The following is a 20,304-nucleotide window of genomic DNA, read 5'->3' on the forward strand; positions in this document are numbered from 1 at the left end:
TTTGCAGCCATAGCGTTGCGCCTGGTTGGACGAGGTGGTGGATTGACGCAAATGTAAGGGTTACGTTAAGGGTTTTTTTTTGGGATAAATTCCTATAGAACAGGAAGATAGCTGGGGGTACTTTGACACCACCTGATAAGCAGGTCGTGAGGTTCACAATGAAAAAACTAATTTTAGTTCTCGCCGTTTTGCTAACTTTGCCAGCTGTCGCACAGGCGAACGTCGAGCTTGGCGTTAATATGCCAGGGTTGTCACTGCATATCGGAGACCGTGACGACCGCGGATACTATTGGGATGGTGGTGACTGGCGTCCACCGGGTTGGTGGGACCAGCATTATCGTGATGAAGGCCGCGGGCACTGGGTTTATTACGAACCGGCCCCGCCGCCGCCACGCTACTGGCATCATGAGCACTGGCATGAAGGCCCGCCACCCGGCTACTGGCGCGATGGCCCTCCTGGGCACTGGCGTGATGGCCCTCCGGGACACTGGCGCGAAGGTCCGCCTCCGGGCCGCTGGTAACGAAAGTTTGATGAGTTGAAGGGCAGACGTTAAAGATTTTGGGAACAGGGTTGGCAGTGGCGATGCAAAAGCATCCCCAATGTCAGTTCTGTTCCTTCCACATTCTCTCCCCCCGCTATTAATAATTCTCTCCTAATTAATTACTTTATGAATGCAAATAATGTGATTCATTTATTTGAATTATATAAAGATGTTTTTTCATTCTATTGAGCGCAGGTGAGTTTGGAAAAAACTTTTTTAAGAGTAATTGCAGCTTGCTAACGGTCATTAATATGTTAATTTCTTGTTATGAAATCGGCAATGGATGGCTCGAATACGACACATATCTGATGAAACAGGCCGTCATACAGGGGAAAGCCCTGTCAGATATGTAACATGTCATTTAGCGAGATTATTCCTATGCAATTGATTAAAAATGATTTTGAATACCGCGCCTGGATGCTGGATGCCTATTTCTATCAGGATAAAATAGAAGGCGATAAGTTGATGACTGATGAGGAAATGGATGATTTCCTTTTTGAATATCGTCCGCTGGAATATCCGTGTTTAGGCAGTGTGACGCCATCAAAGGAATGTTCACTGGAACTGGACATCACTTTCTTTTATCGGGATCACATCTCAGATTGGGCAAAATCCATGGGACTGATAAACATTAAATAATCCGCTTCGTTATTGCTGTTCTTTATCCGTCTGAAAAAGCGCCTGAGGGCGCTTTTTGTCGTCTGGCATCAGAAATATTAATTACCGCGAACTTCAACCATAACCGGGCAGGGGGCGGCCGCGATCACTTCCGCACTGACTGAGCCTTTCATCATCCGTCCAAACGCTGAAAGCTGACGGTGGCCGATGACAATCACCGAGGCATTGATTCTTTCAGCTTCAGCCACCAGCGCTTCTCCGGCCGGACCGACGATCAGATTGCCTTTCGCATTGATCCCTGCTTGCGACAAAATTTCCAGCGCATGCCCGACCACGGCGCGTGCGGTGTTTTGCTCTTCTTCTGCTGGCGGGTAGCTGACAATTTCACCGGGAACATCGCCGTTATTTTCCAGTGCGTAAGACTCGTCAATGCAGCAGGTGACGAAAACCGTTGAAGCTCGTCCCTTTGCCAGCTGGCGGGCGAGATCAATCACGAGAAGGGATTGCTTTGAGCCGTCTACGGCTAACAAAATGACATCAAACACGGCAATTCCTTTCTTTATTATTTTCCACCGGATACCTGGGTTTCATCCAATTTACCAATTTCGCCAATCAGGGCATGTTTGCATTCCAGCAACGCTTCACGGATTTGCGACTCTTTGGCCGCCCGCCGGGCAGTAGGGAAAAGTACCGATACCGAGTAACGGCCTAAAATTGTATCTATTGCGATAGCCAGCGTGGTAACGCCGTTTACCGTTTCTCCCTCTTCCATCGCAATTCCGCTTTCCCGCACACTGGCGATTTTTTCCAGCAGTGAGTCAAGGGTACGCACGGTATTTTCCGTGGCGGGCTCCAGCACATCCCCGACAATAATGCGGATCTCTTCATCGGTTTTTAGCGACAGCAGGGCACGGCCGCTCGATGTGCTGTAAATGGGCAGATTCAGGCCGACGCGCGGCACCACGCGCAGTTCCCGCTCGGCCACAATGCTGTGAATATTGGCGATCTGCCGACCACTTGCCCGCCCGAGCGACACCGTTTCCTGTGTGTTGTCGCAAAGCTGACGCAGAAATGGGGAGGCGATGGCGATGACATCGGTATGGACCGTTGAAACGAGTTTCAGAAGCGTCGGGCCAAGCCGTACGCCTCCGCTACCTTCTGAGCGAACCAGCCCTTCTTCGGCCAGTGCGGCGACGATGCGCTGCACAGTCGAACGTGGTAAATCCACTTCATTGGCAATGGCACCGAGACTCATTCCCTGCGGATGTTTTCCCAGCGAATTGAGTATGGTGGCCGCCCGCGAGATCACCTGAATCCCACCGCTGCGTTCTTCGTCTGCCGGATTGTCCTGAGCCATGATTTCTCCTTTATCTCCGTGCGTGATCCTGTCCATAAACCTGAGTGGTCAATGTAATGGCTCAACGGGTGAAAAACAATTTTTAATCACATTGCAATACAGTGCACCGTATTATAGTATTTCTGTGTGTATCACAATGTGGTGCAATGCATCGAAATATTTGTGATGCAGGTCGCTTATTTTGCACTTCTGCGACACAAAACCTGCCTTCTTCCTATCGCCGCCATGATAAAGCGGTGGAGTTAACGATGAATCAGACAATCACAATGGCGCCTGTTGCTGCACTGCCCGTGCCGCCCCCTTTTACGTTAAGGCTGGTTATCGGGTTACTGGGGGTTTTAATCGCCTCATTGTGTTCTGGCCTTAACGACCGTGTTACTGACATTGCGCTTGCCGATGTTCGTGGCGCACTCAGCATCAGCACAGATGAGGGCTCATGGCTGATTGGTGCCTATCAGGCGGCGGAAGTCTCCGCAATGATGCTGGCACCGTGGTTTGCCATGACCTTTTCACTGCGTCGTTTCACCGTGTTCGTCACGCTGGGTTTTGTTCTTATTGCCGCTGTTTTGCCGTACACCCCAAATCTGCCGGTATTCATTGCACTGCGCGCAGTTCAGGGCGTGTTCGGTGGTGCTTTGCCGCCGTTACTGATGACGTCCGCCCTGCGTTTTATGCCGCCGCAATACAAGTTATACGGGCTGAGTGCTTATGCGCTGACGGCGACTTTCGGGCCAAATATGGCGACTTCACTGGCGGCCATCTGGACCGATTATGTCGGCTGGGAGTGGGTGTTCTGGCAGGTGATCCCACCGTGTCTGCTGGCGGTAGCGATGATTGCCCACGGGCTGCCGCAGGATCCGCCGCGTTTTGAGCGTTTCCGGCAAATGGATGTCGTTGGCATGCTGACTGGCACGGGCGGAGTAACGCTGCTGGTGCTGGCCTTGCAGCAGGGAGAACGCCTCGACTGGTTCAGTTCGCCGCTGATTACGCTGATGTTTTTCACGGCGCTTGGCTTGCTGACGGTTTTCCTGGTCAACGAATGGTATCACCCGTTGCCATTGTTCAAATTACAAATGCTGAGAAGACATAATCTGACGCACGGCTTAATCACGTTGTTCGCTCTGATGTTTCTCTTCTTATCGGGCTCCGCGTTACCCGCCAGTTATATGGAGCAGGTTGGCGGATTTCGTGCCATACAGGTCGGACCGCTGGCGCTGACTATCGGTTTACCGCAGCTATTACTCGCCCCGTTGATCGCTTTTGTGCTGACCATGCGCTGGATAGACAGCCGCTGGGTGCTTGTCTGCGGATTAGGGTTGGTGGGCTTTTCCTGTTACTGGGGAACACATCTTACCGGTGCCTGGGCGCGCGATAATTTCTATCTGATCCAGATTATGCAGGCTTTCGGACAACCGATGGCGGTCCTGCCGATCCTGATGAGTGCAACCAGTGTTGTACAGCCACTGGAAGGGCCTTTTGCCTCCGCGATGTTTAACACCACCCGCGGTTTGGGCAGCGTGATGGGCGGTTCTTTGCTGGCTGTTTTTGTCAGCCAACGCGAACAATTCCATTCCAATGTTTTGCTCAATCACGCCGGTAGCGTGAGCTATCTGCTCTCACAGCCATATGGTGGCGACAGCAGCTTTCTGGCCCCGCTGAACAGCGGCGGCGCAGCGATTTCGACAGAAATACTCACCCGGTTTTCTCAAGGGGTGAGACAGCAGGCGCTGGTGCTGGGAATATCGGACGCTTACATGGTGATCATCGGGCTGGCACTCTCCCTGATATTGCTGGTCGCCATTTTGCCTAAACGCACATATCCGCCTCAGTCTCTGGTTAAACGTCCCTGAGTATCGCATCACTATTAACCGTAGTATTCCACTCTGAAAAGTACGAGAGAACAACATCATGATAAAAACCTCACCTGTCCGCCTGAGCTGGCTGTGTGCCGCTGTGGTAGTGATATTTCTGGTTGTCATCGCCTTGTGGATACTCGGCAAGAGCACTCTACCCGTTACTGACGATGCCTTTGTTTCTGCAGATTCCACGCTGGTCGCGCCGCGGATTTCCGGCACGATTGCGGATGTTTACGTGCAGGATAACCAGATGGTGAAAGCCGGCGATGTACTTGCCCGAATCGACGATCGTGATTACCGCAATGCGGTACTGACGGCAGAAGCAAATCTGGAAACCGCTAATGCGCAGATGCTCAGCCTGACCGCGCAACTGGCGAAACAACAACAGACTATCTTGCAGGCCCGGGCACTGGTTAATGCTGATGCGGCCAGTATTGCTTATGCGCGTCAGAGTGCTGACCGTTATAAACGCCTGCTGCAAAATGGCTCCGGCACGGCCGATGCACGTGATGAGTCTGATGCCAATTTACGTTCAAAACTGGCTGCGCAGCAGAGTGATATGGCCGCAGCACTTGGCGCTGAAAAGCAGGTTGATGTGCTGAAAGCGGAACAGGCAGAAGCGAAAGCTGCAATCGATTCAGCCGCAACGGCGCTGGCACAGGCGAAGCTGAATCTTTCTTATACCGAAATTACGGCGCCGGTGGATGGCGTGGTCGGGCAGCGCTCGTTGCGTATCGGCGGATATGTGGCTGCAGGAGCACGCGTTCTGGCCGTGGTGCCGCTGAAAAACGCTTACATTGTGGCGAACTACCTTGAGACACAACTGGGTGATGTGCAGCCGCATCAGCCGGTTGAGATTAAGGTGGATGCGTTGCCGGGTGTGACCCTCAAAGGGAAGGTGGACAGCATTTCGCCTGCCACCGGCGTGACGTTTTCGCCTATTTCGCCGGACAATGCGACCGGCAATTACACTAAAGTTGTACAGCGTCTGGCGGTTAAAATTGTGCTCGACAGTAATCAGCCCGATGCGAAGCGTCTGAAAGTCGGGATGTCTGTGATCCCGACAATTGATATCACATCGCGCTGAATAACAAATTTTGAAACAAAAAGGCGACTCCGGAGGTCGCCTTTTTCATGTCGCTGACTTTGTATGGGGTCAATGTCCGCGTATCAGGAAGCCTGATTTTGCGGCGGATTCGCGTCGGTTGAATTCTTTTTAGCCGGATGCTGGGGTTTGCCAGAGAACAGGAACCGCAGGATCGGGATGCGCTTATGCACTTCATACAGCAAAAAGGCGATACCGAATACAAACACCAGCCCCAGCCAGAATCCCAGCCAGTCGCTGTGAATTTTCGGTGTAATGAACGCACCGTAAATCAGCGTTAAAGGATGGTGGATCAGATAGATAAACAAGGATGAGTTCACCAGATAGGTGATCCATGGCGCCTGAAAATTCAGTAAATAATGGCTGAATGAAAACACCACATTGACCATCAGGAACCCGAGCAGGGTAGTGATGATGGCATCGATTTCCATTGAGTACAGCTGTGGCGTATTGACATGTTGATTGAACATGTAAGCGGCGAACAGGAAAATGCTGACTACCCCGGCAGTCGCGGACGGTTTCAGAAACAGTTCTTTCAGCCAGGAGAATTTATAAGCAAGTGCACCCAGGATGAAAAACGGCAGATAAAACAACGTTTGCATGACGATGAAATTAAACGCGCCGTTGGAAAGTAAATTTGGTGCAAAAAGATACAGGCTTCTGTTAAATGCCGCGTAAATTAAACCGATAAAAAGAAATATAATTGAGATTTTTCCTAAGCTATTTGTACGGCTTTTTATTATTTGAATACGACTATTCTTAATTTCTTTAATAAATTTGAAGAGGTAAAAGCAAATGCTGGTGAGAATAACCAGGGTTAACAGGAACCATAAATGCGAGACCAGTTCCCATACAGTCACATTAATTCTCTGATAAAAATCCATATTATTCCAGTCAGAAAACTTGCTGGTGAATTTCATCAGGAAATAGAGCTGCGGAATCGTGATCAGCGGGAAGGCCGCCGCCAGCGGGATGGCAACCCGCTCCAGACGCACCTTCAGCCACTGCTGCGGGTCATAGCGCTCATACAGCATATAAGAAAAATAGCCCGAGATAACAAAGAACACCTGCATACGGAAGGCGTGAATAACATCATTAAATATTGTCAGGCCGTCAGAGGGTATTGCACTGTTTACCGCCCAGATATGACTGGAGTAAATCAATGATATATGGAAAGGAATACCCAGCAGCATCAAATATGCGCGGATGGAGTCTAAGAAAAACTCACGTTGTGGTTTTGGCTGTGTCATTACGTATCCGTTGTAAGTAGCTCATCCTAATTTTAGAGCGTAATTTGTCTTTAAGGCTAATTTTGCACGTAAGCAAAAATGACCATCGTTGACATTAGTTTAGTTTCTAACCTTAAAACATGCTTTGTTATAGGACAAGTTTCCATAGCCGGAGTTTCATCGAATTGATATCCTTGTACCCTGTTGCGCTTAAACGGTTCATCAATGGATGAACCATCGACTGCTCAAGTTGTCGGAAACCTGACACTTCCCTTAAAATAGTTACAGTAAATGAATGAAGCGCGCGTAAAGGAGACAAGGTGTCGGATAAAAATTTTTCCATAGGGTCACGTATGATCAAAGTCCGTTTGCTAAGTGCCGCAGTGTTGATGACCATGTTCACCTCATCTGCCTGGGCTTTTTCTATAGATGATGTTGCCAAACAAGCGAAGGCGTTAGCCGATAAAGGTTACGAAGCGCCGAAAAGCAATCTTCCGTCTCAGTTCCGCGATCTCAAATTCGCAGACTACCAACAAATTCAATTCAATCATGACAAAGCGTACTGGAAAAACCTGAATACGCCTTTCAAGCTTGAGTTTTACCATCAGGGTATGTACTTCGACACTCCGGTGAAAATCAACGAAGTAACGGCTGATTCAGTCAAAGAAATCAAATACAGCCCGGACTACTTCAACTTTGGCAACGTCAAGCATGACGCTGACTCAGTGAAAAACCTCGGTTTTGCCGGCTTCAAAGTGCTTTATCCCATCAATAAAGCCGACAAAGATGATGAGATTATGAGTGTGCTGGGTGCCAGCTACTTCCGTGTCATCGGTAAAGGCCAGGTTTATGGCTTGTCTGCCCGTGGTCTGGCGATCGACACCGCGCTGGCTTCCGGCGAAGAGTTCCCACGTTTTCGTGAGTTCTGGATCGAACGTCCTAACCCGGATGAAAAGCATTTAGTCATTTACGCCTTGCTGGATTCCCCGCGTGCGACCGGTGCTTATCGTCTGGACGTTTATCCGGGTAAAGAAGCCACTGTCGATGTGCAGTCTCAGGTTTATCTGCGCGATAAAGTCGGCAAACTGGGTGTGGCTCCGTTAACCAGCATGTTCCTGTTTGGCGCAAACCAGCCTTCGCCGGTGCTGAACTACCGTCCGGCGCTGCATGATTCCAACGGACTGTCTATTCACGCCGGTAACGGTGAATGGATCTGGCGTCCGCTGAACAATCCGAAACACCTTGCCGTCAGCCAGTTCTCGATGGAGAACCCGAAAGGCTTCGGGCTGCTGCAACGTGGTCGCAGTTTCTCTAACTTCGAAGACCTGGACGATCGTTATGACCTGCGTCCAAGCGGTTGGGTTGAGACCAAAGGTGACTGGGGTAAAGGGAAAGTTGAACTGGTGGAAATCCCGACGGCGGATGAAACCAACGATAATATCGTCGCCTTCTGGACCCCTGATCAGTTACCCGATGCAGGCAAACCGCTCAGCCTGAACTATCGTTTACATTTCACCCGTGAAGAAGAGAAATTGCATTCTCCTGATCTGGCGTGGGTTGAACGCACCATGCGCTCTACCGGAGATGTGAAACAGTCGAATCTGATCCGTGAGCCAGATGGCAGCGTTGCTTTCCTCGTCGACTTCGTCGGTCCAAACCTGAAAGCGCTGAAGAGCGACACGCCAGTCGTGTCTCAGGTCAGCGTGGGCGACAACGGTGATCTGGTTGAAAACTCCGTACGCTATAATCCTGTAACGAAGGGCTGGCGTCTGACGCTGCGCCTGAAAGTGAAGGATCCTAAGAAGGCGATCGAAATGCGCGCTTCTCTGGCCAATGGCGACAAAACTCTGAGTGAAACCTGGAGCTATCAGCTGCCTGCAAATGAATAAGTCAATGCACTCTACTCAAGATTATGTAGAAGCTTTGCCGCTTACTGATGAACAGAAAGCGGCGCTCTCTCAGCAGCTTCCCGCTGAGCCGGGGCAGGCTTTTGCTACCGTACATCACCGTTTAGGCGGTGATGCCTCGACCACAGCTGATGCGGCCGATCCTGATGCGCCATTGGTGTCAGTGAAAGCCCGCGTCGGCGCAAGCTGGCCTGATGCCCTTGAAAAGGGCTCGTTAGACGAAGTCGATAACGAAGGGCGTACGATTGCCAGCGCCATGCCACCGGTTAAACGTTCCAGCATGTTCCCTGATGTCTGGCGCACCAACCCGGTCGGGCGTTTCTGGGACAATATGATGGGGCGCAGCGCGGTTTCGCGTCACACCACATCAGATATGCCCGAGTCAGAAAAGCGCTGGCGTCACGCCGGTTCCGTGCGTCGCTATATCCTGCTGGTTCTGATGCTGGTGCAGACGGCGATCGCGACCTGGTACATGAAAACCATTCTGCCGTATCAGGGCTGGGCGCTCATCGACCCAAGCGATATGCTCAATCAGGACTGGCAACAGTCGGTTCTGCAACTGCTGCCTTACGTCTTACAGACCGGGATCCTGGTGCTGTTCGCCATTCTGTTCTGTTGGGTGTCGGCCGGTTTCTGGACGGCATTGATGGGCTTTTTACAATTGCTCATCGGTCGGGACAAATACAGCATTACCGCCTCGACGAAAGGTAATGAGCCGCTGAATCCGAACAACCGTACCGCGTTGATCATGCCGATTTGTAACGAAGACGTGGAGCGCGTTTTCGCGGGTCTGCGTGCAACGTATGAATCTGTTAAAGCGACGGGTGATTTGGATCAGTTTGATATCTACGTGCTGAGCGACAGTTACGATCCGGATATCTGCGTAGCGGAACAAAAAGCCTGGATGGAAGTGTGCCGCGACGTTGAAGGTCACGGACGTATTTTCTATCGCCGTCGTCGTCGTCGTGTGAAACGTAAAAGCGGTAACATTGATGACTGGTGCCGTCGCTGGGGCGGGGAATATGCCTATATGGTTATTCTCGATGCTGACAGCGTCATGAGTGGCGAATGTCTGACCGGCCTGGCCCGTCTGATGGATGCCAACCCGAACGCCGGTATTATCCAGTCTGCGCCAAAAGCGTCAGGCATGGATACGCTGTATGCACGTTGCCAGCAGTTTGCGACCCGTGTTTACGGTCCGTTGTTTACCGCCGGTCTGCATTTCTGGCAGTTGGGCGAATCCCACTACTGGGGCCATAACGCCATTATCCGTGTGAAACCGTTCATTGAGCATTGTGCGCTTGCACCATTGCCCGGTGAAGGCTCCTTCGCCGGTTCCATTATGTCTCATGACTTTGTGGAAGCGGCATTGATGCGTCGTGCGGGCTGGGGCGTGTGGATTGCTTATGATCTGCCGGGCAGTTATGAAGAGTTGCCACCGAACCTGCTCGACGAGCTGAAACGCGACCGTCGCTGGTGCCACGGTAACCTGATGAACTTCCGCCTGTTCCTGGTGAAAGGGATGCATCCGGTTCACCGTGCGGTGTTCCTGACCGGCGTGATGTCTTATCTGTCCGCGCCGTTATGGTTTACGTTCCTGGCTTTGTCTACCGCATTGCAGGTCGTGCACACACTGATGGAACCGCAGTATTTCCTGCAACCCCGTCAGCTGTTCCCTGTGTGGCCGCAGTGGCGTCCTGAACTGGCGATAGCCTTGTTCTCGACCACCATGGTGTTGCTGTTCCTGCCAAAACTGCTGAGTATCGTGCTGATTTGGGCGAAGGGGGCGAAACAGTTTGGTGGTGCATTCCGTCTGCTGATTTCCATGTTCCTCGAAATGCTGTTCTCAGTATTACTGGCGCCGGTACGTATGTTGTTCCACACCGTCTTCGTGGTCAGCGCGTTCCTGGGTTGGGAAGTGGTCTGGAACTCACCGCAGCGTGATGACGACGATACTCCGTGGGGCGAAGCCTTTAAACGTCATGGTTCTCAGCTGTTGCTGGGTGCGGTCTGGGCTGCCGGTATGGCGTGGCTGGACTTGCGTTTCCTGTGGTGGCTTGCGCCAATCGTCTTCTCCCTGATCCTGTCGCCAATCGTCTCTGTGCTGTCGAGCCGTGCAACGCTGGGGATTAAGAGTAAGAAGGCCAAGCTGTTCCTGATCCCGGAAGAATATGATCCTCCGCGTGAACTGGTGGCTACCGAGGAATATCTGGCGCTGAACCGTTCGCGTAAGCTGCAAAATGGCTTTATGCATGCGGTCTTCGATCCGGGCTTCAACGCACTGGCAACGGCGATGGCAACATCCCGTCACCTGTTGCGTGAAACGGTAGAAAACGGCCGTCGTGCCCACCTGGAGCATGCGCTGAAAACCGGTCCTAAGGATCTGGGCAAGGCGGATCGTCTGATTCTGCTGAGCGATCCGGTGCTGATGGCGCGTTTACACTCTGCGGTGTGGACGCAACCTGATCAGCAGACCTGGAGTGCTTACTACCAGCAATTACCTCGCAATGCGCAGGCATTCCCTGTCACTCAGACGCTGGAAGTTAAACCCGCCTGAAAATGACATGGAGTGAATAAAAAACGGGCAGTATGTGAAAACATACTGCCCGTTTTCTTTGTGATGAAAGACGGGTTACTCTTTAGCAGGTCATGCAGGAATTTTACCTCGCCTTAACATAAGGCAGGCGCTGTGCATGATAAGCTGACAGCGCTGTTCAGCGCTTCTGAATGTGCCTCTTTTGAATTGAATCGACAGGTTGGGTGAGTGATTAATCGGGTTATTTTTCGCGGATGCGTGCTGGCGTTAGTGGCGACGGTACTGACCGGATGCGGCAGTATTATCAGCCGGACTGTGCCGGGACAGGGGCATGGCAACCAGTATTATCCCGGTGTGCAGTGGGATTTGCGGGACAGTCCGTGGCGTTATGTCACCGTCATCGATGTTCCGCTGTCGATGATTGTCGACACTTTCATGCTGCCGGTTGACGCCCGCCACGGGCCTTACGAATAAAATCACTTAATCAATATCACGACCCGGATACTCGTCTTCATCGTCCCATTCTTCAGCTGCCGCTTTACCTTCTTCAGTATCCAGCGGCGGTTCATGCTGGTATTCACCTTCATCCCATTCATACAACGTGGCTTCTTCCTGCCATTCTTCTTCGAGTTCTATCTGATCATAGTCCTCATCAAAGATAGCCTGCGCCGCCGCACCGCTGCGGAACGTCAGCGCATCGATGGAATCACCTTCGCCGCTGAGGAATTCCGCCTGCCACATCACATCGCCATCCTGCATGATGTATTTCTGCAGATTAAACTGGTCCGGAACTGGCTCTTCGTCGTCATGGATCCTATCCTGCGCGGCTTCAAGGAATTCTTCGCGGGCGGCATCAATAGCTTCTTCCAGCGTTGCATACATGCTCATTGTTGTCTCCTGAGTTGAAACTGTTAATGGTTGTGCAGCAAATAGCGTTATTAATGAACAAGTAACGGCCATCTGACAGGGGAAAACCTGATTAAATGATTGTTGTCTATAACTGACAGGATGCAAGTTTTCAGACTAAATCAGTCGGATTTATTTCTGCTATTCTCAATTTCTCGCTGGCGACTTTGCGGCGGTTTAAAAAACGGGAGTGCACATGGTTTCACGACAATCAGTATTACGGGTGGCGCGCCCGACGGACAATCTTGAGCAGGTAGCCCGCATGTATTCGCAGGGGCTGGGTTTCGACATCATCGGCAGTTTTAGTGACCACCAGGGGTTTGATGGCGTGCTGGTCGGGCATCCGCATCATCATTATCATCTCGAGTTTACCCATCATCTCGGTTCCTCCGTGGGGCGTGCGCCCACCGAAGATAATCTCCTGGTGTTCTATATTCCTGATAATCAGCAGTGGCTGACGCAGTGCGAACGGATGCTGCAGGCCGGTTTTATCGTCGTGCCTTCGTTTAATCCCTACTGGGATGAATGCGGTAAAACCTTCGAGGATATTGACGGTTATCGGGTGGTGCTGGCTTTGCGGGACTGGACGGCATAGGCGCGAATGTCAGCGGAATTTCAGCTTTGCAAAGGCTGTGAGGGGAGAGGGTAAAAGTTTAGCAAACCGGCTACACGGGCAGCGTTTGAGGCATAAAGTGATTCAGACTTCTCAAGATAAGGTGAATGTTATGAAGACTCTTTCCCGCGTTTTGCTCATGCCGCTGTGTGGCCTTGGCGTATTATTCAGCGTGGCCAGTACCGCGGCTGAAAATACACATCCCCAATCACCGATAGAACAGCCGCACGGGTTGCCACCCTTCCACGGCGAGGGCATGCTGCCACCGCCGCCAATGATGGTCGGCTTTTGCCATCCGGGGCAACTGTTCTGTGCCAGCGTAGCCAGTGATAACCCGACTGAAACTATTCAGAAACTGACGTCGGTACTTCCGGCTACAACGGCAGGCAAGCATTACGAAGTGCGTCTTGCCGTCGTCGAGGTGCCGGATTACATGTCAGTGCCGCCGCTGGCAGAAAAATCTCAATAAGCCTCGCTGCTTCGTCGGCTGGAATTTAGTCAATCATGGCCTGATGAGGCCGGCGTTGCAGACACCAGTACGAATATCCCGCGTTGAATAACACCACCATCGCCGTAACAAAAAATACCGTCCGGAAGCCGTAACTGGCTGAGACCGCCGCACCCAGTAACGGACCGGTGACATTGCCCACATCACGGAACGACTGGTTGTAGCTGAATACCCGTCCTGCTACCTGATTAGTGCAGTTATAGATGAGCAGGGTCTGAACGGCCGGCAGCAATGCGCCATCGCAGGCACCCAGCAGAAAACGCAAAATACCCAGTTGCAGGGGAGTTTGTACCAGGGCCATCGGGATCAGCAACAACACAGATAACGCCATCATCGCCACCAGGATCCGCTCGGGGCCAATCCGGTCGCCGAGTTTGCCTAAACGCGGTGCACTCATCAGCGCGGCCACGCCAGGTACCGAAGCAATCATGCCGCTGATAAACGCCAGGTTTTGTGTATTACCGGCCAGCTCCCGTACGTAAAGCGTCAGGATCGGCGCAATCGAACCCGTCGCCACCTGAATAATCATGGTGGTGACAAACAAACACAGCACCAGTTTAGGATTTTTCAGCGAGGCAAAGACCTGCTTACGGTTCAGCATGTCTTTTTTGCTCACCGGGACAAACTGCTCACGGATAAAATAAAGCGTCATGATGAAACACAAAAACAGCACCGACGCGGTGATAAAGAACACCGGACGCAAACCATAGCTGTCCGCCAGCAACCCTCCGACCAGTGGCCCGAGCAGCGCACCGCTGACACCGCCAGTTGATAACGTACCCAGCGCCCAGCCGCTTTTATTGCGTGGGATTTGTGTGGCGATCAGCGCGTTAGCATTGGGAACAAATCCACCCAGCAAGCCAAGTAACGCGCGAAGAATCAGGAACTGCCAGATATTCTGCGCGAAGCCCATTAATACCATGACGATGGACATGCCGAGTGCGGATCGCAGCAGCATGATTTTGCGGCCTTTACGGTCCGCGAGTCCGCCCCAGAAGGGGGAGGCGATGGCGGAAAACAAGAAGGTGATACTGAAAACCAGCCCCGACCACATATTCAGGGATTCATGACCGGTTACGCCGAGGGTTTCCACGTAAAGGGGCAGGAAGGGCATGATCAGACTGAATGCGGCACCGGTCAGGAAGCAACCGATCCAGGCGACAAACAGATTACGTTTCCAGTTAATGGGATCTGGGGCGATTTCAGGTTCAGAGGCCGAAGTCATAAAATACCGAAGAAAGAGGTCAGATTCGCTCTGGAATGACACAAAGAAACAAGGCAGAGCATAAGTAACAATCAATTGGCTTAATAATTATGCGCCTAATTATCATTCACTTCAATGATGTTAACGAACTGTAACAAGCGAAGTGAAATACAGGTTCAAAAAGTCTTGAGGAGTGAGGGAGAGCAGATGAAAGCCAAAAAAACGGTCAGCAAGGAGGCTGACCGCGACAGACAAAGAATTAAAAACGCAATACTAAAACCGGATCTTAGCGCAGGGCTTCGTTCTTCATGACAGAGTAACGGCCGCTGCCCAGGAACATGATGACCAGACCACCAAAGAAGTACAGAGCTTCACCTTCCAGCCCCCATGCACCGACTTCAGTAACGGTGAAAAATTTGCCACCCACGACCAGGAAAACTGCCACTAAAATGTTGAATGCCAGCACCAGAGCGGCAGGGCGGGTCAAGATGCCCAGAATAATCAGAACCGGCGCAATCACTTCACCGATGTACGCACCGTAAGCAATAAAGCCCGGCAGGCCATCAGCCTGTAACATCTGTGCAATCCAGCCCACGCCATTTTCCATTTTTGCTACACCGTGGAATAAAACTAAAATACCAAAAGTCAGACGCAACAAAAGCTTACCAAAGTTCTGATGATCAACAGCACGGGTAAAAGCGGAGTTCAGTTTTGCCAACATAATGTGTTCCTTGCAAAGGTAACATGCCTTTAAGAGGCGGGAGGCACGCGGCTCCAAAATCAGCGGAGTAATCACATGCAGAAATTATGGAGAGAGTATTGGCCTAAATCGGGTGGGATCAAATCTGATAAGTTTGAAGAAGTCTGTGAAAAAAACTGATGAAGCAAATCAAAAAAACCGGACCTGCGGCTGCCGGACCGGTTCCGGGTGATTAATCGCTAAGGGCTTTATAGAGCGAAGGCTCACCTTGCGGGCGTGTTTTAAAACGACGGTGCAGCCACATATATTGCTCCGGCGCCTGACAGATCTCGTTTTCCACCACTTTGTTCATATACGTGGCGGCAACCACTTCATCATCCAGCGGGAAGTCAGCGACCTGAGGGTGAATAATCATCTCATAACCTTCCCCTTTCGGCAGACGGCGCGGAGTGAAGGGAATAATTGCCGGTTTGCCCATGCGTGCCAGCAGATATGTCCCGGTGGTGGTGGCGGCTTTATCGACCGCGAAGAACGGTACAAATACGCTGGCGCGCGGGCCGTAGTCATGATCAGGCGCGTACCAGATGATGTCGCCTTGCTTGAGGCTGCGGATCATCCCTTTGAGATCTTTGCGATCCAGCATCCCTTTATTCGAGCGCATTCGGCCTTTGGTCTGGATCCAATCCATCAGCTTGTTATCGTGAGGACGGTAAACCCCCACGCCCGGATTATGGATACCAAAGATACGTGCACCCAGTTCCAGCGTCAGGAAATGTACACCGATCAGCAGAACGCCTTGCTTGTTATCACGCGCATGCTGGATATGTTCCAGACCGCTGACTTTAAACCAGCGCTCGATGCGCCAGTCTGGCCAGAACCACGCCATGCCGGTTTCAAACAACCCCATGCCGACGGATTCGAAATTTTTCACAATCATATCTTCGCGCTGTTCCGGACGCATATCCGGGAAACACAATTCGATATTGCGTCTGGCGATTTTATAGCGACGTTTCAGGAAGCGCATTGAGAAGCGACCTAGCCCGGTACCGATGCGATAAATAACCGGATAAGGCAGTAACACCAGTGCATAAAGCAGTCCCAGACCCATCCAGGTGATCCAGTAACGAGGGTGCAGTAACGAACGATTAAAGGTTGGTACCTGAGTCATAGAATCTCTGCGTCAGTGAGTCGAAGTAGAAAGTTTATAAGCTCTGTCTAATGCAGCAGCCTGCCACAGAAACACGCACACATATTCATCCGGAATATGTGTTGTCCGTTATCTTCTGCAGCAAAGTGACATATTGTGGCATTTTTTTGATGTGAGGTGAAAATTCACGGCACTAATACCTCATTTATTTATAGGTTGAGTGAATGAAAAACAAAACGAATTCTCATTAATGTCCCGGCATATTCATTCACCATCAATTCAAATATCAATAGAGAATGTCTTTTTGTCAATGAAACGGGCGGCTATCGGGCCGCCCGTGATCACGTTTGCAAAATCCCCTTTCTGGCGACTTTCGCGTGAATCTTAAATCTGGTTATTATTCCGGCAGGAAAAGGCCTTTGACGCTATGCGGTTCGCTGCGCCAGTACTGTTTCGGCGCGGCCACTTTTTCTCCCAGTTTTGCCGCTGCATGCCAGGGCCAGCGCGGGTTATACAAAATACCGCGTGCCAGAGCAATCATGTCTGCCTGTCCGGTGCCGATAATGGCTTCCGCCTGTTCCGGTTCAGTGATCAGACCCACAGCGATCACCGGCATTTTCACATAACGCTTAATGCCATCAGCAAATGGCACCTGATAGTTCGGGCCGACGGTGATTTTCTGATGCGGACTCAGACCGCCGCTGGAGACGTGAATGTAGCTGCAACCCAGTTCATCAAGCGCTTTGGCGAGTTCAATGGATTGCTCCAGATCCCAGCCTCCCTCCACCCAGTCGGTGGCGGAAATACGCACACCAATCGGTTTTTCTGCCGGGAATGCCGCACGGATTTCCCCGAAGATCTCCAGCAGCAGGCGCATACGGTTTTCCAGTGAGCCGCCGTACTGGTCGGTGCGCTGGTTTGAAAGTGGTGACAGGAACTGGTGCAGCAGATAACCGTGAGCGCCGTGCAGTTCCAGCAGATTAAAGCCCAGACGGTCGGCGCGACGAACTGTATCGACATAGGCTTTTTTCAGCTCAGCGATTCGCTCCAGCGACATTGCCTGCGGGGCCTCAGTGCCTTCGGTGAAGGCGACGGCGGAAGGCGCAATCGTCTGCCAGCCACCCGCTGACTGGGCGATTTGTGCTCCGCCTTGCCACGGCGCAGCACACGACGCTTTACGTCCCGCATGTCCGAGTTGCAGGCCAAGTGGCATATCGCTGTTTTCACGTAAGCCGGTCACTAAATCCTTCATGGCCGCTTCGGTTGCATCGTCCCACAAGCCCAGATCCTGAGCCGAGATACGCCCCACGGCCTCGACAGCGGTCGCTTCCAGGATCAGCAAACCCGCACCTGAAAAGGATAACTGCCCGAGATGCGCGTGATGCCAGGACGTGGCTTTCCCTTCGTCGGATGAATACTGGCACATTGGCGCGATCACGATGCGGTTAGCGAGTGTCAGCTTCCCTAAGGAAATCGGTTCAAAAAGCTTACTCATGTTTCATGCCCCTTAAAATTCAGCGTGGTGATGGACTACAAGAATAGATAACAACTAAGAATAGGTTATCGCATTTCAAAAATGGGCAATGTACAGCAGGTGTTTTTCTCCTGACGAATTTGCAACGGGAGATGTCCTCATTGTTGCTTTAATGTATAATCTTGCCGCTTCAAAAGTAGCTATTCGGTATCAATAGTTAAATTCCCCTGAAAGACAGGAACGTACACCATGCCAGTGTTACATAACCGTATTTCTAATGAGGAACTGCGTGCGCGCATGTTGGCTGAAACTGAGCCCCGCACTACGGTTTCTTTTTATAAGTATTTCCAGCTCGAAGATCCAAAAGCCTTTCGTGACGCCCTGTACGTCAGCCTGACACGCCTTAACGTATTTGGCCGTATTTACGTGGCAAAAGAAGGGATTAACGCACAAATCAGCGTGCCGCAAAGCCAGTTTGAAGCGTTCAAAACCGTGCTGTTTTCCAGCCATCCGGCGCTGGATCAGATCCGCCTGAATGTCGCGCTGGAAGATGATGGTAAATCCTTCTGGGTGTTGCGTCTCAAAGTGCGTGACCGCATTGTCGCGGACGGGATTGATGATGATTCTTTCGACCCGTCAAATGTGGGTGAGTACCTGAAAGCCGAACAGGTCAACGCCATGATTGACGATCCGGACACATTGTTTGTCGATATGCGCAACCACTACGAATACGAAGTGGGGCATTTTGATAATGCGATTGAAGTCCCGTCTGACACTTTCCGCGATCAACTGCCTATGGCCGTTGATATGCTTAAAGAAGACAAAGACAAGAAAATCGTGATGTATTGCACTGGCGGCATTCGCTGTGAGAAAGCCAGCGCGTACATGTTGCATAACGGTTTTAAAAACGTCTATCACGTGGAAGGCGGTATTATCGAATATGCACGCCGTGCCAAAGAGCAGGGGTTACCGGTAAAATTTAAAGGCAAAAACTTTGTCTTTGATGAACGTATGGGCGAGCGTATTTCCGATGACGTGATTGCACACTGTCACCAGTGCGGTGTGGCCTGCGATAACCATACCAACTGCAAAAACGACGGCTGCCATCTGCTGTTTATTCAGTGCCCGACGTGTGCGGCGAAATTTGACGGCTGTTGCAGCGAAATCTGTATGACAGAGCTGAAGCTGCCAGTAGAAGAACAACGTGCATTGCGCGCGGGTCGTGAGAATGGCATAAAAATATTCAATAAGTCCAAAGGCTTATTGCAAACCACCATGCATATTCCGGCACCTGAAAACGACTGACCGGCGTGTATAAAAAAGCCCTGAATGGCGGCAGCGATTCAGGGCTTTATACGTTGAGGGAAGGGGATTACTTCTCCTGCACACCCTCGACCGAAATAATCAGCTCGACATTCTGCGATGCCGGACCGAGATCGGTAGTAATTCCATAATCCTTCAGCGCGATGGACCCTGCCGCTTCAAAACCTGCACGATAACCGCCCCATGGATCCTTGCCCTGACCGAGCAACTTAGCCTGTAACGTTAAAGGTTTGGTGACGCCGTTCAGCGTGAAATCGCCAGTCACTGCCAGATTTTCACCTTCTTTCTTCACTGACGTTGATTTGAATGTGGCCTGCGGATGTTTGCCAACATTCAGGAATTCAGCGCTGCGCAAATGTTTGTCACGTTCGGCGTGATTGGTGAATACGCTGGTGGTGTTAATCGTGACATTCACTTTATCCGCAGCGGGATCTTTCTCATCAAAAGTGAATCCGCCATCGAAATCATTAAAGCTGCCGTACAGCCAGCTGTACCCTAAATGCTTGATACGGAATTCAATAAAAGCGTGCTGACCTTCTTTGTCGATCTTGTAGCTGGCTGCCGTTGCCGAACCCGCCGCCAGTAACAGCGACGCCAGGGTTAAACCCAGAGTGGTCTTTTTCAACATGGTTATTCTCCGTTTATCCATAATATGAACAACATAAGTAAAGAGCTGACCGTGAGCCGGATCAGCGCCCCAGCATGCGGGTCAGGGTGCTGTCACGATCGATGAAATGATGTTTAAGCGCGGCAAGGGCGTGAAAACCTGAGATGATCACAATGCCCCACGCCATCCACAGATGCAGCGTGCCCGCGATATCGGCCTGTTGTTCCAGTCCAGACAGTGTGGCAGGGATCTCAAACCAGCCGAAGACACTGACAGGCTGACCTTCAGCCGTCGAAATCAGATAACCGCTGATCAGAATGCCGAACAGGCCGATGAACAGCAGAACATGAGCCAGCCAGGCGCCAATACGCGTTTTCACGCTGTAGCTTGCCAGCGGCTTAGGTGGCGGAGAAATAAACCGCCAAGCAAGACGGAATACCATCGCAGCAAAAATCAGGATGCCGATACTTTTATGTATTTCCGGTGCACGGTGATACCAGGTGTCGTAATAGCCCAATCCGACCATCCATAATCCCAGTGCAAATAAACCATAAACGGCCAAAGCGATGAGCCAGTGAATTAACACTGAAATATGGCCAAAGCGTGCAGGTGTATTTTTCCACAGCATAAGATGATGTTCTCAGTGAAGAGGGTGTTTGTGGAAAATAAACA

At 51.3% G+C, this 20,304-nt stretch carries 20 protein-coding genes; 10 read left to right on the top strand and 10 right to left on the bottom strand.

What is annotated here, in order from left to right; genetic code table 11:
- Positions 1–158: 158 nt before the first annotated feature.
- Both ABIC79_RS13265 and ABIC79_RS13270 read left to right on the top strand, forming a co-directional pair.
- Positions 159–521, top strand: coding sequence for a DUF2502 domain-containing protein (locus tag ABIC79_RS13265; protein WP_013576284.1), 363 nt, complete (start codon positions 159–161; stop codon positions 519–521).
- Positions 522–896: 375 nt separating this feature from the next.
- Entirely contained in the window at positions 897–1,181 is a 285-nt protein-coding gene (locus tag ABIC79_RS13270) for a hypothetical protein (RefSeq protein ID WP_015690197.1), read from the top strand.
- A 77-nt stretch (positions 1,182–1,258) separates the two neighbouring features.
- Here the strand turns inward: ABIC79_RS13270 and ABIC79_RS13275 are convergent, their stop codons facing one another.
- Together ABIC79_RS13275 and ABIC79_RS13280 are read right to left on the bottom strand one after the other, a co-directional pair.
- The gene (locus tag ABIC79_RS13275) at positions 1,259–1,705 is read right to left on the bottom strand and encodes a universal stress protein (RefSeq protein ID WP_013576282.1); all 447 of its coding nucleotides are present in this window, start codon (positions 1,703–1,705) and stop codon (positions 1,259–1,261) included.
- A 17-nt stretch (positions 1,706–1,722) separates the two neighbouring features.
- A complete protein-coding gene (locus tag ABIC79_RS13280; RefSeq protein ID WP_013576281.1) occupies positions 1,723–2,517 on the bottom strand; it encodes an IclR family transcriptional regulator in 795 nt (264 codons plus the stop codon).
- Positions 2,518–2,765: 248 nt separating this feature from the next.
- Between ABIC79_RS13280 and ABIC79_RS13285 the strand changes: the two genes are divergently transcribed.
- Positions 2,766–4,367 carry an MFS transporter gene (locus tag ABIC79_RS13285; RefSeq protein WP_166860506.1) on the top strand — a complete coding sequence of 534 codons (1,602 nt, stop codon included), beginning with the start codon at positions 2,766–2,768 and terminating at the stop codon, positions 4,365–4,367.
- A 58-nt stretch (positions 4,368–4,425) separates the two neighbouring features.
- Positions 4,426–5,460, top strand: coding sequence for an HlyD family secretion protein (locus tag ABIC79_RS13290; protein WP_037037276.1), 1,035 nt, complete (start codon positions 4,426–4,428; stop codon positions 5,458–5,460).
- 83 nt (positions 5,461–5,543) lie between these two features.
- Here the strand turns inward: ABIC79_RS13290 and mdoC are convergent, their stop codons facing one another.
- A complete protein-coding gene (mdoC, locus tag ABIC79_RS13295; RefSeq protein ID WP_013576278.1) occupies positions 5,544–6,728 on the bottom strand; it encodes a glucans biosynthesis protein MdoC in 1,185 nt (394 codons plus the stop codon).
- A gap of 332 nt (positions 6,729–7,060) precedes the next feature.
- Here mdoC and ABIC79_RS13300 point away from each other — a divergent pair, with 332 nt between their 5' ends.
- The 3 genes from ABIC79_RS13300 to ABIC79_RS13310 all read left to right on the top strand — a co-directional run bounded on the left by ABIC79_RS13300 (position 7,061) and on the right by ABIC79_RS13310 (position 11,624).
- Positions 7,061–8,596, top strand: a complete 1,536-nt coding sequence (locus ABIC79_RS13300) for a glucan biosynthesis protein G (RefSeq protein ID WP_013576277.1) — start codon at positions 7,061–7,063, stop codon at positions 8,594–8,596.
- Entirely contained in the window at positions 8,589–11,171 is a 2,583-nt protein-coding gene (mdoH, locus tag ABIC79_RS13305; protein WP_013576276.1) for a glucans biosynthesis glucosyltransferase MdoH, read from the top strand. The genes ABIC79_RS13300 and mdoH overlap by 8 nt, the downstream gene beginning before the upstream one ends.
- Positions 11,172–11,378: 207 nt before the next feature.
- Positions 11,379–11,624: a YceK/YidQ family lipoprotein gene (locus ABIC79_RS13310; RefSeq protein WP_013576275.1), complete on the top strand. Its 246-nt coding sequence runs from the start codon at positions 11,379–11,381 to the stop codon at positions 11,622–11,624.
- 6 nt (positions 11,625–11,630) lie between these two features.
- Here the strand turns inward: ABIC79_RS13310 and ABIC79_RS13315 are convergent, their stop codons facing one another.
- Positions 11,631–12,038, bottom strand: coding sequence for a MysB family protein (locus tag ABIC79_RS13315; RefSeq protein WP_013576274.1), 408 nt, complete (start codon positions 12,036–12,038; stop codon positions 11,631–11,633).
- Between the two features lie 214 nt (positions 12,039–12,252).
- Here ABIC79_RS13315 and ABIC79_RS13320 point away from each other — a divergent pair, with 214 nt between their 5' ends.
- Positions 12,253–12,651, top strand: coding sequence for a VOC family protein (locus ABIC79_RS13320; RefSeq protein ID WP_112151615.1), 399 nt, complete (start codon positions 12,253–12,255; stop codon positions 12,649–12,651).
- Between the two features lie 130 nt (positions 12,652–12,781).
- Positions 12,782–13,138, top strand: a complete 357-nt coding sequence (locus tag ABIC79_RS13325) for a hypothetical protein (RefSeq protein ID WP_153374691.1) — start codon at positions 12,782–12,784, stop codon at positions 13,136–13,138.
- A 25-nt stretch (positions 13,139–13,163) separates the two neighbouring features.
- Here ABIC79_RS13325 and mdtG read toward each other — a convergent pair whose 3' ends face one another.
- The 4 genes from mdtG to ABIC79_RS13345 form a co-directional block, all read right to left on the bottom strand.
- On the bottom strand, positions 13,164–14,402 hold the full coding sequence (mdtG, locus tag ABIC79_RS13330) for a multidrug efflux MFS transporter MdtG (protein WP_013576271.1): 1,239 nt from the start codon (positions 14,400–14,402) through the stop codon (positions 13,164–13,166).
- A gap of 265 nt (positions 14,403–14,667) precedes the next feature.
- Positions 14,668–15,102, bottom strand: a complete 435-nt coding sequence (locus ABIC79_RS13335) for a DoxX family protein (RefSeq protein WP_013576270.1) — start codon at positions 15,100–15,102, stop codon at positions 14,668–14,670.
- Positions 15,103–15,313: 211 nt separating this feature from the next.
- Positions 15,314–16,249, bottom strand: coding sequence for a Kdo(2)-lipid IV(A) acyltransferase (locus ABIC79_RS13340; protein WP_013576269.1), 936 nt, complete (start codon positions 16,247–16,249; stop codon positions 15,314–15,316).
- A gap of 376 nt (positions 16,250–16,625) precedes the next feature.
- Positions 16,626–17,723: an NADH:flavin oxidoreductase/NADH oxidase gene (locus ABIC79_RS13345; RefSeq protein WP_354567361.1), complete on the bottom strand. Its 1,098-nt coding sequence runs from the start codon at positions 17,721–17,723 to the stop codon at positions 16,626–16,628.
- A 228-nt stretch (positions 17,724–17,951) separates the two neighbouring features.
- Here ABIC79_RS13345 and trhO point away from each other — a divergent pair, with 228 nt between their 5' ends.
- A complete protein-coding gene (gene trhO / locus ABIC79_RS13350; RefSeq protein ID WP_013576267.1) occupies positions 17,952–19,007 on the top strand; it encodes an oxygen-dependent tRNA uridine(34) hydroxylase TrhO in 1,056 nt (351 codons plus the stop codon).
- 67 nt (positions 19,008–19,074) lie between these two features.
- Here trhO and ABIC79_RS13355 read toward each other — a convergent pair whose 3' ends face one another.
- Positions 19,075–19,650, bottom strand: a complete 576-nt coding sequence (locus tag ABIC79_RS13355; RefSeq protein WP_015690191.1) for a YceI family protein — start codon at positions 19,648–19,650, stop codon at positions 19,075–19,077.
- A gap of 64 nt (positions 19,651–19,714) precedes the next feature.
- Positions 19,715–20,260 (bottom strand): cytochrome b, encoded by a 546-nt coding sequence (locus ABIC79_RS13360; RefSeq protein ID WP_037037309.1) that lies wholly within the window; start codon positions 20,258–20,260, stop codon positions 19,715–19,717.
- Positions 20,261–20,304 lie beyond the last annotated feature (44 nt).

It is taken from the genome of Rahnella sp. 2050, from assembly GCF_040544515.1.
Lineage (GTDB): Bacteria > Pseudomonadota > Gammaproteobacteria > Enterobacterales > Enterobacteriaceae > Rahnella > Rahnella aceris.